Source organism: Natrinema sp. LJW11 (assembly GCF_056135975.1).
In genome coordinates this window covers 492,202-505,865 of sequence record NZ_JBWBDM010000004.1, presented here as the reverse complement: position 1 = coordinate 505,865, position 13,664 = coordinate 492,202, and the positions used below count along the sequence as shown (strand labels likewise).

The 13,664-nt window shown below is 65.7% G+C and carries 12 protein-coding genes; 5 read left to right on the top strand and 7 right to left on the bottom strand.

Annotated elements, in window-relative coordinates:
- The first annotated feature begins 753 nt into the window (after positions 1-753).
- Positions 754-1,131: a helix-turn-helix domain-containing protein gene (locus AC0QDI_RS14255; RefSeq protein WP_474669221.1), complete on the top strand. Its 378-nt coding sequence runs from the start codon at positions 754-756 to the stop codon at positions 1,129-1,131.
- Complete coding sequence (locus tag AC0QDI_RS14250) at positions 1,128-1,424, top strand: DUF7521 family protein (protein ID WP_474669219.1); 297 nt, start codon at positions 1,128-1,130, stop codon at positions 1,422-1,424. Before AC0QDI_RS14255 ends, AC0QDI_RS14250 begins: the two co-directional genes overlap by 4 nt.
- A gap of 358 nt (positions 1,425-1,782) precedes the next feature.
- Here the strand turns inward: AC0QDI_RS14250 and lpdA are convergent, their stop codons facing one another.
- The 5 genes from lpdA to lipA all read right to left on the bottom strand — a co-directional run bounded on the left by lpdA (position 1,783) and on the right by lipA (position 8,401).
- On the bottom strand, positions 1,783-3,246 hold the full coding sequence (gene lpdA / locus AC0QDI_RS14245; RefSeq protein WP_474669217.1) for a dihydrolipoyl dehydrogenase: 1,464 nt from the start codon (positions 3,244-3,246) through the stop codon (positions 1,783-1,785).
- Positions 3,247-3,317: 71 nt separating this feature from the next.
- Complete coding sequence (locus AC0QDI_RS14240; RefSeq protein WP_474669215.1) at positions 3,318-4,982, bottom strand: dihydrolipoamide acetyltransferase family protein; 1,665 nt, start codon at positions 4,980-4,982, stop codon at positions 3,318-3,320.
- A gap of 1 nt (position 4,983) precedes the next feature.
- Positions 4,984-5,979 carry an alpha-ketoacid dehydrogenase subunit beta gene (locus AC0QDI_RS14235; RefSeq protein WP_474669213.1) on the bottom strand — a complete coding sequence of 332 codons (996 nt, stop codon included), beginning with the start codon at positions 5,977-5,979 and terminating at the stop codon, positions 4,984-4,986.
- Between the two features lie 4 nt (positions 5,980-5,983).
- Positions 5,984-7,090, bottom strand: a complete 1,107-nt coding sequence (pdhA, locus tag AC0QDI_RS14230; protein WP_474669211.1) for a pyruvate dehydrogenase (acetyl-transferring) E1 component subunit alpha — start codon at positions 7,088-7,090, stop codon at positions 5,984-5,986.
- A 270-nt stretch (positions 7,091-7,360) separates the two neighbouring features.
- Positions 7,361-8,401, bottom strand: a complete 1,041-nt coding sequence (gene lipA / locus AC0QDI_RS14225) for a lipoyl synthase (RefSeq protein ID WP_474669252.1) — start codon at positions 8,399-8,401, stop codon at positions 7,361-7,363.
- Positions 8,402-8,508: 107 nt separating this feature from the next.
- Here lipA and AC0QDI_RS14220 point away from each other — a divergent pair, with 107 nt between their 5' ends.
- The 3 genes from AC0QDI_RS14220 (at position 8,509) to AC0QDI_RS14210 (ending at position 12,222) form a co-directional block, all read left to right on the top strand.
- Positions 8,509-9,024: a PH domain-containing protein gene (locus tag AC0QDI_RS14220; protein ID WP_474669209.1), complete on the top strand. Its 516-nt coding sequence runs from the start codon at positions 8,509-8,511 to the stop codon at positions 9,022-9,024.
- A 133-nt stretch (positions 9,025-9,157) separates the two neighbouring features.
- Positions 9,158-9,754 carry a DUF7978 family protein gene (locus tag AC0QDI_RS14215; RefSeq protein WP_474669207.1) on the top strand — a complete coding sequence of 199 codons (597 nt, stop codon included), beginning with the start codon at positions 9,158-9,160 and terminating at the stop codon, positions 9,752-9,754.
- 107 nt (positions 9,755-9,861) lie between these two features.
- Positions 9,862-12,222, top strand: a complete 2,361-nt coding sequence (locus AC0QDI_RS14210; RefSeq protein WP_474669205.1) for a DEAD/DEAH box helicase — start codon at positions 9,862-9,864, stop codon at positions 12,220-12,222.
- A 52-nt stretch (positions 12,223-12,274) separates the two neighbouring features.
- On the opposite strand, the gene AC0QDI_RS14205 is transcribed toward AC0QDI_RS14210, so the two are convergent.
- Together AC0QDI_RS14205 and AC0QDI_RS14200 are read right to left on the bottom strand one after the other, a co-directional pair.
- A complete protein-coding gene (locus AC0QDI_RS14205) occupies positions 12,275-12,931 on the bottom strand; it encodes an HAD family hydrolase (RefSeq protein WP_474669203.1) in 657 nt (218 codons plus the stop codon).
- A gap of 242 nt (positions 12,932-13,173) precedes the next feature.
- Positions 13,174-13,632 carry a TRAM domain-containing protein gene (locus AC0QDI_RS14200; protein ID WP_474669201.1) on the bottom strand — a complete coding sequence of 153 codons (459 nt, stop codon included), beginning with the start codon at positions 13,630-13,632 and terminating at the stop codon, positions 13,174-13,176.
- Between the last annotated feature and the right edge of the window lie 32 nt (positions 13,633-13,664).

Sequence of the window (13,664 nt, the reverse complement as noted above, 5' to 3'; positions counted from 1 at the left end):
CGGACCGCAGGGGTAGGATCCTCATCTCCTTCGGACGTATTCATAAGCCGTCAGGGGTACATAACCCCTTCGGACCCCGAATCGTCCGTGTCGACGCGGCGTATCCAAACGCCCCGTCGCCACATCTTCGTGTTCACATCCGAATGCCCTCGAACGTATAAGGGCGTCGGATCGCTCCCACGCCGGAAACCGCAGCCGGCGGGGATGTGTACGATCACAACTGAACGCCCAGCCACGTATAAGGGCTCCGGATCGTCATGACCGGCAGATCCGATCGCGACCATCACTCGAGTGGAGCCCTCGAGCACGCGACCTCTCGTCGGGCCGACCCGACGAGGCGTCCGAGGACGGATGTGATTCCTCCCTCCGTGCCGGGTTGCGGCCGGAGGAGACGTGGCGGCGTGCGCCACGTCGTTCGCATTACAATCAGATGCCGGGTGTACATATAAGGCCGTCGGACGAGACCCGTCTCGGAAGCCGATACCATGCCACGGTTTTCCACGAAAGGAGGGTGTCAATAGTACTGATAAGTACGATAGCTGCTCGAGCGAGCCGGATCCAATCTCGAGAATGTCACGCGGGCGGAGGTCGGCCGATCATCCCACCCTTGCAGGTGCGGTCTGGCCGAATGATACCCGCGTGGTCGCACTCGAGCGCGCACGCGCAAGAAAGCTTCGTGTCGAGAGTTACCGAGCGAGGGACAGAGACGCGCATCGATGCCGATAAACCACGTGCGTTGCAAGGGGGAGACGAATGGTCCGGGACCCGTTCGCTTCGGAGTCGACGCCGTCCGCCGAGGAGATCTGCTCTGCGCTGGACGATCCCGACTGCCGTGAGATCATCCGGAATCTCGAGGAGCCGATGACTGCATCGGAGCTATCGAAGCGGTGTGAGATCCCGCAGTCGACGCTGTACCGGAAACTCGAATTGTTGACCGAGTCGACGTTACTCGAGGAGTCGACCGAGATTCGACAGGACGGGCACCACGCGAGCAAGTACTCGGTCGCGTTCGACGAGATTACGCTCGGACTGGACGAGGATCGGTCGCTGTCGGTCGATATCGAGCGACCGGCCCGGACGGCGGACGAACGGCTCGCGGAGCTGTGGTCGGAGGTGCGAAAGGAAACATGAATCCGATTCTGACGGGGCCGACCGAGACGATGCTCGCGCTGGCGGTCGTCAAAACGCTCGTTCTCGTAGTCGGGGGTGTCATCACGTACTTCGCGTTCAAGGCGTACCGGCGGACTCGACAGCGCGCGCTCGGGTATCTCGCGGCCGGGTTCGGGCTCGTGACGCTCGGCCTGGTACTCGCCGGGATGTTGTACGAACTCCTCGAGGTCGATCTCGCGACCGGAATCCTGCTCGAGAGCCTGCTCGTCCTGGCCGGGTTTCTCGTGATCGCATACTCGCTGTACGTGCAGTAACGAGCGCGAGCGCCGATCGAGAGAGGGCGGACTCGAGGTGAGAAGACGGACTCGAGGTGAGAAGACGGACTCGAGGCGAAAGCGACGCGGAACGGACGCTTCGTATCGCCTCGATGAGGAAGAGGAAATAGTAGATTGCTATCGTGGCAAGGGGGAATTACCACGCCCTCCCCAGCCGATTCGTTCGCTATCGAGGGATTCACTCCGTTCATCCCTCGCACCGCTCTCTCATCCCTCGCACGGAGTCGTCCTGCGGTTCGCCGTCGGCGAACCGCAAGCCAGCGCGCGCCATAGCGGATTACCAAATAGCGCGACGCGGCGGATCGTGGCCGTCACGTCGTCGGGACGAATCGAGCCGTCATCGATTCAGGGTATGAATCGCGTGTCCGAGCGCGTTCTCGGCGGCTTCCATCACCGCCTCCGAGAGCGTCGGATGGGCGTGGACCGTCGCGGCGACGTCCTCGAGGGTCGCGCCGAGTTCGATCGCGAGGCCGAGTTCGGCGATCAGTTCCGAGGCTTCGGGGCCGACGATCGAGGCACCGAGGACGTAGCCGTCTTCGTCGTCTGCGACGATTTTCACGAAGCCGTCCGAATCGCCGGTCGTCAGCGCGCGGCCGCTCGCTCGGAACGGGAACTGGCCGGTCGCCGTTTCGAAGCCGGCTTCGTCGGCTTCGGATTCGGTCATTCCGACGGTGGCGATTTCGGGATCGGTGAAGACGACTGCGGGGATCGCCTGGTGGTCGAGGGCCGCGGGCTCGCCGGCGATCACCTCGGCGGCGACCTTCCCCTCCGCGCTGCCCTTGTGAGCGAGCATCGGTTCGCCGGCGACGTCGCCGACGGCGAAGATGTGATCGACGGTCGTGCGTGCGCGCGAATCGGTTTCGATGAAGCCGCGATCGTCGGTTTCGATACCGGCTTCCTCGAGATCGAGCGTCTCGGAGACGGGGGACCGGCCGACGGCCACGAGGACCTTCTCGACGTCGAGCTCGAGGCGTTCCGCTTCGATCGCCTCGGTGCTCCCCCCGTTCGCTGCAGCGCCGTCGACCGGCTCGGCGACGACGCGGATGCCGTCGCCCGGCTCGTACCACTCGGAGGCGGTGTACCCGAAGTGAAAGTCGATCCCGAGGGCCTCGGCTCGCTGTTTGACCGGTCGTTTGAGGTCGTCGTCGTAGCCCGGCAGGATCGAGTCGAGCATCTCGACGACGGTCACGTCGGTGCCCAGTTTGGCGAAGACGCTCGCCAGTTCCATCCCGATGTAGCCCCCGCCGACGACGACCATCGAATCGGGGACGGAATCGAGCGCGAGCGCCTGTTTCGAGTTCAGTACGGGACCGTCGTCGAACGAGAAGTCGGGAATGGAGATGGGGCGCGAGCCGGTCGCCACGATGGCGTGCTCGAACTCGAGGGTCTCCGAGCCCTGCCCCTCGCCGCTGTGGGAGACGCGGACGGTGTTCTCGTCCGCGAATCGGGCGGTACCCTCGAGCAGGGTGACCTGATTCGCCTTGCAGAGCTTCTCGACGCCGCTCGTGAGCTGCTCGACGACGCCGTCCTTCCAGTCCATCATCCCGGCGAGGTCGATCGCGGGGTCGGCGTGGATCCCCATCTCCTCGGCGGTGGCGGCCTCGTGAGCGACGTCGGTCGCGGTGATCAGCGCCTTCGAGGGGATGCAGCCGTAGTTCAGGCAGGTCCCTCCGTAAGCGTCTTTCTCGACGAGCGTGACGTCCAGATCGAGTTGGCCGGCGCGGATCGCGGCCACGTAGCCGGCGGGGCCCGCGCCGATGATCAGTACGTCCGTTCCGGTGGTGACGTCTCCGACGACCATCAGCTATCCTCCTCCGTCGCGTGCGTCGTGCGTGAAATGTGCGCGTCCATAGTCGGTAGCTTCGCCTTCGGTCACTCGAGCAATAGTAGGCCGGGGTTCTCGAGGTACTCCATCACGGTGTTCGTGAACCGGGCACCGACGGCTCCGTCGATCAAGCGGTGGTCGAACGATAGCGAGAGCGTCAGCACCGAACGGGGTTCGATCGACTCGTCGCCGTTTTCATCGGTCACCACGCGCGGTTTTCGCTTGATCTCGCCGATCGCGAGGATCCCCGCCTCGGGGTAGTTGATGATCGGCGTGGCGTACTCGCCGCCGATACCGCCGACGTTGGTGATCGTGAACGTCGACCCCCGTAGTTCGCCGGGACTGATCGTCCGATCGCGGGCCTTCCGGACGAGTTCGTTCATCTCCGAGGAGAGCTGGAGCAGTCCCTTCCGATCGGCGTCGTCGACCACCGGCACCATCAGTCCGACGTCGGTCGCGGTCGCGATGCCGATGTTGTAGTAGTCGCGGTAGACGACCTCCTCGTTCGCCTCGTCGATGACCGCGTTCATCTCGGGGTGTTCGTTCAGCGCCGCGACGACGGCCTTCATGATGAACGGCATGTAGGTCAGTCGAATGCCCCGCTCCTCGGCGCGCGGTTTGAGGTCCTCGCGGACCTCTACGAGTTCGGTGACGTCGACCTCGTCGTGGTGGGTGACGTGGGGCGCGCTGTACTTCGACTCGACCATCGCCTCGGCGATGCGCTTGCGGACTCCTTTGAACGGTTCGCGGCGTTCGCGCTCGCCCTCGGGGAATTCGACCCCCGTTTGACTGACCGGTTCACCCGCTTCGATCGCCTCACGGTCGGCGTCTTGGGCCCGCTGCTGAGCGGTGGCGTACTCCCGAACCGCCTCCGGCGTGACGAACGACTCGCCGTCGCGCTCTTCGGTCGTCGGGACGGCGTCGATATCGATCCCCTCCTCCGCAGCCATCCGTCGAGTCGCCGGCGCGGCGAGGGTCGTATCGCGGTCCGCCGACTCGACCCGCGTCGGCGTCTCGGTCCGCTGGGGACTCGAGGCCGCGGTCGTACTCTCGGTCGCCGTTTTCTCGGTGGGCTCGGTATCTGCGCTCGCTCCGCTCGAGTCGCTCGATTGGGATTCCGCCCCGCCGGGTGCTGCTTCGGCCGCCTGCGACTGGACCTGGGCCGCACCGTCACCGGACCCGCCCCCGGTCGCGGCCTGCACGTCGGCTGCGGTGATCCGACCGCCGGGACCGCTCCCCTCGAGTCTCGAGAGGTCGATCTCCTGTTCGCGAGCCATGCGGCGGACGCGCGGCGGTGCGAAGACGCGGTCGTCGGGCGGTGCAACCGCTTCGGTGTCCGCCCCGGTCGCGCCGGGGTCGCCGGCGGCGTCACCGGTTGCGTCCCGTGGCTCGCTTGGTTCGTCGACGCCGGCGGGTTCGCTCGTCTGCTCTCGCTCCGATTCGGTCTCCGTCTCGGCTGCCCCGTCAGTTTCTCCCGCCACGTCGAACGAGATGATCACCGTCCCGACGGGGACGATCTCGCCCTCCTCGACGTGCAACTCGCGGACGGTGCCGTCGACCGGCGCTGGGACCTCCACGAGTGCCTTGTCCGTCTCGACCTCCGCGACCGGCTGATCCTCGGAGACCGCGTCGCCCGCTTCGACCAGCCACGAGACCAGTTCGCCCTCCGCGACTCCCTCGCCGACGTCCGGGAGTTCGAACTCTCGGACCATGTTAGAACTCCACCGCGTTTCGGATGCCGTCCTCGATGCGCGCCGGCTCGGGCAGGTAGTAATCCTCGAGCGCGTACAGCGGGAACGGCGTGTCGAACCCCGTGATGCGCTCCACCGGCGCTTCCTGATACAGGAGCGCTTCCTCCTGTAAGGTCGCGGTGATCTCGGCTCCCAGACCGCCCGTCTTGGGTGCCTCGTGGACGACGGCAGCGCGGCCAGTCTTCTCGAACGATTCGACGATGGTCTCCTCGTCCAGCGGGGACACCGTCCGCAGGTCGACCACCTCGGCGTCGATCCCCTCGCTCGCGAGGTTCTCCGCGGCCTCGAGCGTCGGCCGGGTCATCGCGCCCCACGTGTAGACCGAAATGTCGCTCCCCTCGCGGCGGACGGCCGCCTCGCCGATCGGGACCTCGTACGATTCCTCGGGGACTTCCTCGCGGAACGCCCGGTAGATGAGCTTCGGCTCGAGGAAGAGCACCGGATCCGGACTCCGGATCGCGCTGGTCAGCAGCCCCTTGGTGTCGTAGGGGGTGGAAGGAATGACGACTTTGAGCCCGGGCTGGTGGACGAACATCGCCTCCGTCGACTCGGAGTGGTGTTCCGGCGCGCGGATGCCGCCGCCGTAGGGTGCTCGAATGACCATGGGGCACGTGTATCTCCCGCGCGAGCGTGTTCGCAGGCGCGCCGCGTGCGAGACGATCTGGTCGAACGCGGGGTAGATGAAGCCCATGAACTGGATCTCGGGCACCGGCCGCATCCCGTAGGCGGCCATTCCGATCGCCGTGCCGACGATCCCCGACTCCGCGAGCGGCGTGTCGATCACGCGATTCTCGCCGAACTCGTCGTAGAGTCCCTCGGTCGCGCGGAAGACGCCGCCGTTCTTGCCGACGTCCTCGCCCATGACGAGGACGTCGTCGTCCCGTTCCATCTCGGTTTGCAAGCCGTCCTGTACCGCCTGTACCAGCGTGAGGTTTGCTGCGTCGGATTCTACGGACATGATATCACTCCAGCAGCGCGTCGTCGCCGTGGTCTTCGCGAATCGATTCGAAGTACTCGAGCTGTCGCCGTAACCGTCGGGGCATCCCCTCGTAGACGTGGGCGAAGATCTCCTCGGGATCGGGGCGTTCGACCGACTCGGCCCCGTCGATGGCGTCGGCAACCGCCTCCTCGACCCGCTCCTCGATCACGTCGATCCGCTCGTCGTCGAGCACGCCCCTCGAGCGCAGGTACGTCTCGAGGCGCGGGATGGGATCCTTCTGCTTCCAGCGTTCGACCTCGTCGTCGGTCCGGTAGACGGAGGGGTCGTCGGCGGTGGTGTGGGCCCCGAACCGGTACTGGACCGCCTCGATCAAGGTGGGGCGCAGTTCGCCCTCGCCGGGATTCTTCGCCTTCTCGACGGCCTCGCGAGTGACCTTGTACACCGCCAGCGGATCCATCCCGTCGACCTGGACGCCCTCGAAACCGTAGGCGGTGGCCTTCTGGGCCAGGGTCGCGCTGGCCGTCTGGCGTTCGCGCGGGACGGAGATGGCCCACTGGTTGTTGTTACAGAAAAAGACGTTCGGCGTGTCGAAGACGCCGGCGAAGTTCAGCCCCTCGTGGAAGTCGCCCTCCGACGTGGCGCCGTCGCCGAAGTAACACATGAAGGCCTTCTCCTCGCCCTTGAGCTTCGACGCCCAGGCCGCGCCGGTCGCGTGGGGGATCTGAGTCGCGATGGGGACGGCGACCGAGAAGATGTTGACGTCCTCGGGCATGTAATTACCCTGCTCGTGGCCCATCCAGTAGAGCAGCGTTCGCTCGAGGGAGAGGCCTCGAACCAGCCCGACGCCGTGTTCGCGGTAGCTGGGGAAGACCCAGTCCTCGGCGTCTAGGGCGTGAGCGCTGCCGACCTGTGCGGCCTCCTGACCGGACAGCGGCGGATAGGTCCCCATCCGTCCCTGTCGCTGGAGGCTGACGGCCCGCTCGTCGAAGCGGCGAACGAGCCGCATCTGCTCGTACATCTCGACGAGTTCGTCCTCGGTGAGGTCGGGGACGTCGACGCCCTCGCGAACGCGGCCCGCCTCGTCGAGTACCTGTACTCGCTCGTCGGGATCGCGCTGTAACGTACTCACGGGAAGACCCACCTGTACATACCCTAGTGAACTATCGCTCAGGGTAAAGGAGTTTCCCAAATAGTTTACTAACGGAGAGATTCTTGCCATGCCACTTCGGAAATATCGACCCTCAGTGGAAGATTCTGGACAGAAGTGATCGGATATGGAGGTTTTGTGCTGATCGTCGAAGCGGAGCCTCGAGACCGTACTGGGTCTGAGTGAAAAGGGCGCTCGATCGAAGCTGGTTCACCGATCAGCGCAGCGAAGCGACCGTCCCGGTGTCCCTACTCAGGGCTCGGACCGCTCCGGACTCGAGCGGCGCGCGTCGGCTCGCGCCTTTTCGACGCTCTTGCCCTCGCGCAACACGGCGTCGACGAACAGTTCTCCCGCCTTGTACGACGACCGGACCATCGGGCCGCTCGCACAGTACAGGAACCCTAACTCGTCCTCGGCGACGCGTCGCCACGTCTCGTACTTGTGGGGGTGATCGTACCGCTGGACCTCGAGGTGATCTCTCGACGGGCGCAGATACTGCCCGAGCGTGACGACGTCGACGCCGCGCTCGCGCAGGTCGGCCAGCGTCTGGTAGACCTCGTGGTCGTACTCGCCGTGGCCGAGCATGATCGAGGTCTTCGTGTAGACGTCGGACTCGCGCTCGACCTGCTCGAGCACCGAGAGGCTCTGCTCGTAGCTCGCGCGCCGATCGCGAACGGGGAACTGCAGGCGCTCGACGGTTTCGACGTTGTGCGCGATCACGTCGGGTTCGGCGTCGATGATCTTCCGGACGAGTCGCTCCTCGCCCTGAAAGTCCGGGATCAGAACCTCGACGAGGATGCCCGGGTGACGGTCCTTGATCTCGCGGATCGTCTCGGCGAAGTGGCTCGCGCCCTGATCCGGGAGATCGTCGCGGTCGACGCTCGTCAGAACGACGTAGTCGAGCCCGATTTCGGCGATAGCACCGGCGACGTTTGCGGGTTCGTCGGGATCGAGCGGTTCCATCCCGCCCGTTTTCACGTCGCAGAAGTTACAGGCTCGAGAGCAGCGGTCGCCCATCAGCATGAAGGTGGCCGTCCCACCGCCGGCGTCGCCGGCTCCCGCGGTTCCGTCGGGGCCGGACCGGCCCGACCAGCACTCGCCTAAGTTCGGGCAGTTGGCCTCCTCGCAGACGGTGTGCAGGTCGTGCTCCCGGAGCGTCTCCCGGATATCCGCGAACTCCCGGCCCGACGGCGGGCGGCTCTTCAGCCAGTCGGGTTTGCGCGCGCGGCTCATATCCCATCGTCGGGCCGCGCAGTGAAAAGCAGTGGTGGTCCCCCGGCAGGCCGTCGCGATAGCGGGGGCGGAGCGTGTCGTCAAAACGGCTGATACTCAGCCACATCGCCGTTAATCGGTCCGTTCCCCCGATAGCTTTACGGACGGGTACGGAATAGGCGCGGCCGATGGCCTTCGGCTCGACACCAGACTGGTTTCACATCAGCGACGACGAGAGCATCGTCTGGGAGAGCCGTCCCCACCCGATCACGATGGGGATTCGACTGCCGATCGGGATCGGGGTCGCGCTCGTCGGCTTTCTGGTCGCCGGCTGGAGCGCAACCGACGGCATCGGCCTCCTGACGGTCGTCGGGGTCCTCCTGATCGCCGTCGGCGCGGTCGTCGCGTCCGTCCGCTATCTCGTCTGGACGAACACCCGCTACGTCATCACCTCCTCGGAGCTCTACAAGAAACGCGGGATCGTCTCGAGGGACGTCACCCAGTTTCGCCTCGAGCGCGTCCAGAACACCAGTCTGCGCCAGTCGGGGATCGGCCGCCTGCTGGGCTACGGCGACCTGACCGTCTACACCGCCGGCTCCGGCGATCCGGAGCTGACCTTCGAACGCGTCCCCAAGCCGGATCGGGCGAGCAGCCGGCTCAGCGACCAGCTCGAGCACGTCGCGACCGACGGATCAGCTGTCTGAGCGACGACGCGGAATCCGTGAGGAGCGTCGTCGACCGGCCTTCGCTGCCAGGGAAACGCTCGAGCGGTCGGTGGCATTTTCGGACCGATCGATGAACCAAAGCCATTAGATCGAGGAGGTCCTAGAATGGTTAATGTCTTCAGATCTGATAACGTCCGAAGAGGGATCAGTATCGCGGGGCTCGAGCGTCGCGGCGAGTGCGGGACTCGGCATCTTCGCCGCCGCTATCGGCTATCTCGTCACGTTCCTGCTGATCGGGAGCGAGGTGCGCGAGAGCGGCGAGGAGATCGCCACCTGGAAGGGGGTCGCCTGGTACTTCTACGAGGCCCACATGGTCGACATCGAGGTCAGCGGACAGGCCGGTTCGTTCGCCGGAACATGGGTCGAAAACCTCATCGCCGAGTCGAGTAGTTCGAGCGCCGACCTGTTGTACGTGCTTCCACCCCTCGTGTTGTTCGCAGTCGGTGCGTTCCTGGCCGTGCGGTGGAACGTCACCGCTCTCGACGAGGCCGTCATCGCCGGTGCGCCGGTGACCATCGGGTACGCCGTGATTATGGGACTCGGTGCGGTCGTCGCCCAATTCAACATGGAAGCGTCCGTGTTCGGGGCCGAAGTCACCGGCTCGATCGCGCCGGCACTCCTGCCCGCGATCGTGCTCGGCGGCATACTGTACCCGCTGGTATTCGCCACTGCGGGGGCTGCGATCGCCGCCGCCGTCAATACGCGATAGGCGCTGCGCCGAGCGGGAGACGCGAAGTGCCACGAGAGAGAGCCGATGGCGACCGGCTTGCGACTCGAAGGAAACGCCTTTGACCCGGCACTCCCCCTTACCGTGTGATGGAGGTCGCCGAGGTTCTCCCCGAATTCGCCGACGCCTTTGCCTTCGAGGAGTTCAACCGGATGCAACGCGAGGCACTGCCCGCACTGCTCGAGTCCGAGGACAACGTGGTCGCGAGCGCGCCTACAGCCTCGGGGAAGACGGCGCTCGCGGAACTGGCGATCTGCAAGGCGCTCGCCGACGGCGGCACGGCGCTGTTTATCGCCCCGATGCGAGCGCTGACGAACGAGAAGGAAGACGACTGGGACCGCTTCGAGGCGCTGGACCACTCCGTCTACGTCGTCACCGGCGAGCGCGACCTGAACCCCCGCCGCGCGCGCCGGGCGGACATCCTCGTGATGACCCCCGAGAAACTCGACTCTGCGACCCGCAAACACGATTCGCGACGGTACGACTTCGTCACCGACATCGACGTCTGCGTCATCGACGAGGTGCACCTGCTGGACGCGGATCGGCGTGGCTCCGTGCTCGAGGTGACGATCTCCCGGCTCCGGCGGCTCTGTGCCCCCCGCATCGTCGCGCTGTCGGCGACGATGCCCAACATCGACGACGTGGCGGCGTGGCTCGACGCGCCCGAGGAGACGACCTTCGAGTTCGGCGAGGAGTACCGACCCGTCGACCTCAACGCGGGCGTCAAGACCTACACCCACGGCGACAACTCCTTCGCCGACAAGTACCGCCGGCTGTATCGAGCGCTCGACCTCGCGGAGCCCCACCTCCGGGAGGACGGCCAGTCGCTCGTCTTCGTCTCTTCCAGACAGGACACCGTTCAGGCCGCGAAGAAGGCCAGAGACGAAATCGCCGAGCGGGACATTCCGATGGGCGCTCGCGGCGACTACGACTTTCACACCGAATCGAAGGACCTCGAGAACGACACGCTCCGCAAATCGGCGCTCGACGGGGTGGCCTTCCACCACGCCGGCCTCTCGAAGAACGACCGCGACCTCGTCGAGGAGTGGTTCAAGCGGGGCCACATCGAGCTCCTCTTTTCCACCTCGACGCTGGCCTGGGGCGTCAATCTGCCCGCCCGCTGCGTCGTGATTCGGGACACGAAGCTGCACGACCCCCTCGAGGGCGAGGTCGACATGAGCCCGCTGGACGTGCTCCAGATGCTCGGTCGCGCCGGGCGGCCGGGGTACGACGACGTCGGCTACGGCTGGGTGGTCTGCGATACGGCCGAGGCCGACAAGTACCGACGGCTGCTCCGCGACGGGAAGGAGATCGAGTCCCGACTGGCCGAGAGCTTGGAGACCCACCTCAACGCCGAGATCGCGATGGGGACCATCACCGATCTCGAGGACGTGATGGACTGGCTCGAGACCACCTTTTACTACGTTCGCGGCCAGTCCAAACCCGACGAGTACGACTTTCCCAACCTCCGCCAGCGGGTGCGAGACTGCCTCGAGGGGCTGGTCGATCGGGGCTTCGTCGAGACCGGCGAGGACCTCTCGATCGAGGCGACGGTGCGGGGCGTGTTGACCTCGAAGTACTACCTCAGACTCGATACGGCGGCGCGCTTCGCCGAACTGTGCGATCGCGTGGGGAGCGAAGGGGACGACGAACTCGAGGCGAGCGACATCCTCGCGGCGGTCGCGACCGCCGAGGAGTTCGACTCGGTGTCGGCCCGGCAGGACGAACGCGACGCGGTCGACGCGGTGCTCGTCGGGGAGGACACGGCGGACCTCGATCCGGGCGAACGGAAGGTGCTCGCGATCCTCCGCGGGGCGGCCAGCGGGTCCACGCCCGCGGAACTCCGCAGCGACGCGTGGGTCATCCGACAGAACGCCACGCGGCTCCTCTCGGCGCTCGGGGCCTTCCTCGATCGCTTCGTCGGCCCCCGCGCCGCGAACCTCGCGCGGCAGGTGGAGGCCCGCATCGAGAACGGCGTCGCGGAGGACGCCGTCGGACTGACCGCCATCGACGGCGTCGGCCCGGGTCGCGCGAGCAAACTCGCGAAAGAAGGGCTGTCGACGCCCGGCGACATCATCGAGGCTGGCGTCGAGGGGCTCGTCGACGCCGGCCTCTCGGAGGGCGTCGCCGAGCGCGTCGCCGAGGGTGCTCGGTCGCTCCCGGCGGTCGAAATCGAGTGGGGGCAGTTCCCCGACACCGTCGCGACGGGCGAGAACGAGGTCTGCGAGGTCACGGTGCGAAACGTCGGCGAGCCCGCTCGCGCCGGCATCCGGGTGACCGTCAATGGGGTGGAGATGACGAGCACGAACCCCTACCTGCGCGACGAGGAGACCGTCCCGATCGGTGTCTTCGGTGCCGACGCCGAGGAACTCGAGTTTACCGTCAGCGTCGCCTTCCCCGAACTGCCCCTGATTCCGATCGAAGCGAGTCGGACGGTCGACGTTCGATAGCGGGGTGAATGGTGCGGTCAACGGTCGATCGCGAGAGGGGCGGTCGGCGTCGTTACTCGTTCTCCGCCAGTGCGAGAACGCGCTCTCGCAGTTCGGCGGGCGAATCGACGATTTCGTCGGCCGGCGACCGATCGATGTCGCCGTGGGCGGCGATCCGATACGCGATCACGATCGTTCCGGCTCGAGCGGCCGCCTCGATCCCGTTCGCTGAATCTTCGACGACGACGCAGTCCTCGGCCGGGACGCCGATGTCGTCCGCCGCGTGCTCGAAGACGTCGGGAGCCGGCTTGCTCGCGGCGTCGATATCGTCGGCGCTGATCACGCGATCGAACGACCCCTCGAGGTCGAACTCCTCGAGGACCATGCCGATCCAGTCGTGTGGCGACGACGAGACGAGCGCGGTGGGAACGCCGCGGTCGTCCAGTTCGGCGAGGAGGTCGTGCAATCCGTCGAGCGCTCGGGCGCGGTCAGTGTAGATCTCCTCGGCAGCCGCGTTGAACCGCCGAACGAACTCCTCGCGTGAGATGGCGGTTCCGTACTCCACCTCGAGGTAGTCGTAGATCTCTCGGAAGTTCATCCCGCTCGTCTCGGCGAGGTCGACGTCCGCGTCGGGGACGGCCGCGGGGAAGAGCTCCTCGCGTTCGAAGTCGACCCAGTAGTCTTCGCTGTCGACGAGCACTCCGTCCATATCGAAGAGGACAGCAGTCATGTACGCCGGGCTATTCGATCGCCGCGTATAGCCGTTTGGCAATCTCCGGTGGGAGTTGCAAACCGATCCGCTGCTCGAGAACTGATTCGTCCCGCGTTCCGCGAACGAACCGGTACGGCGGTGGGAGAGGGTGAACGAAAGCGTGCGAACGGAGCAGATCGCTCTCCGCGAGTGCATAGTGGATGACTCGGGAACCGATCACTCGATCCTCCGTGACGGATCAGTGGTCGACGCGCGGAACGTTACTCGTAGTAATCCAGTCGTTCTACCACGTCGGCGAACGCGACGTTTTCTTGCACCTGGGTAATTTCGATCCGCACCCGTTCTCCCTTGTCCGTCCCGGAAACGATGACGACGAATCCGCGTTCGACGCGCGTGATGCCGTCTCCCTGATCGCCGACGTCCTCGATCTCCACCGTCCGGGTTTCGCCCGCTTCGACGGGCGGTTCCAGTGAGCCGTGCGTTTGGGACGATCGCTGCTCCGTCGTCGCCACTGCGTCTCGTTCCGTCTCCGCGTCGGGTTCCTGCTGGGCCCCCTCGTTCGAGCCCGACGAGGAAGACAAGACGGCGACTCGGTACGCCCGTCCCTCGTCGACATCGCCGAGTTCCAGTTCTCGTTTGGGTACCTCGACGACGTACGATTCGTCTCGCTCCTCTACTCGTCCGGAAAACAGACAGAGAAGTTGATCGGATATCTTCATTGGATGTCCTTGTCTTATAGAACGGTCATGTT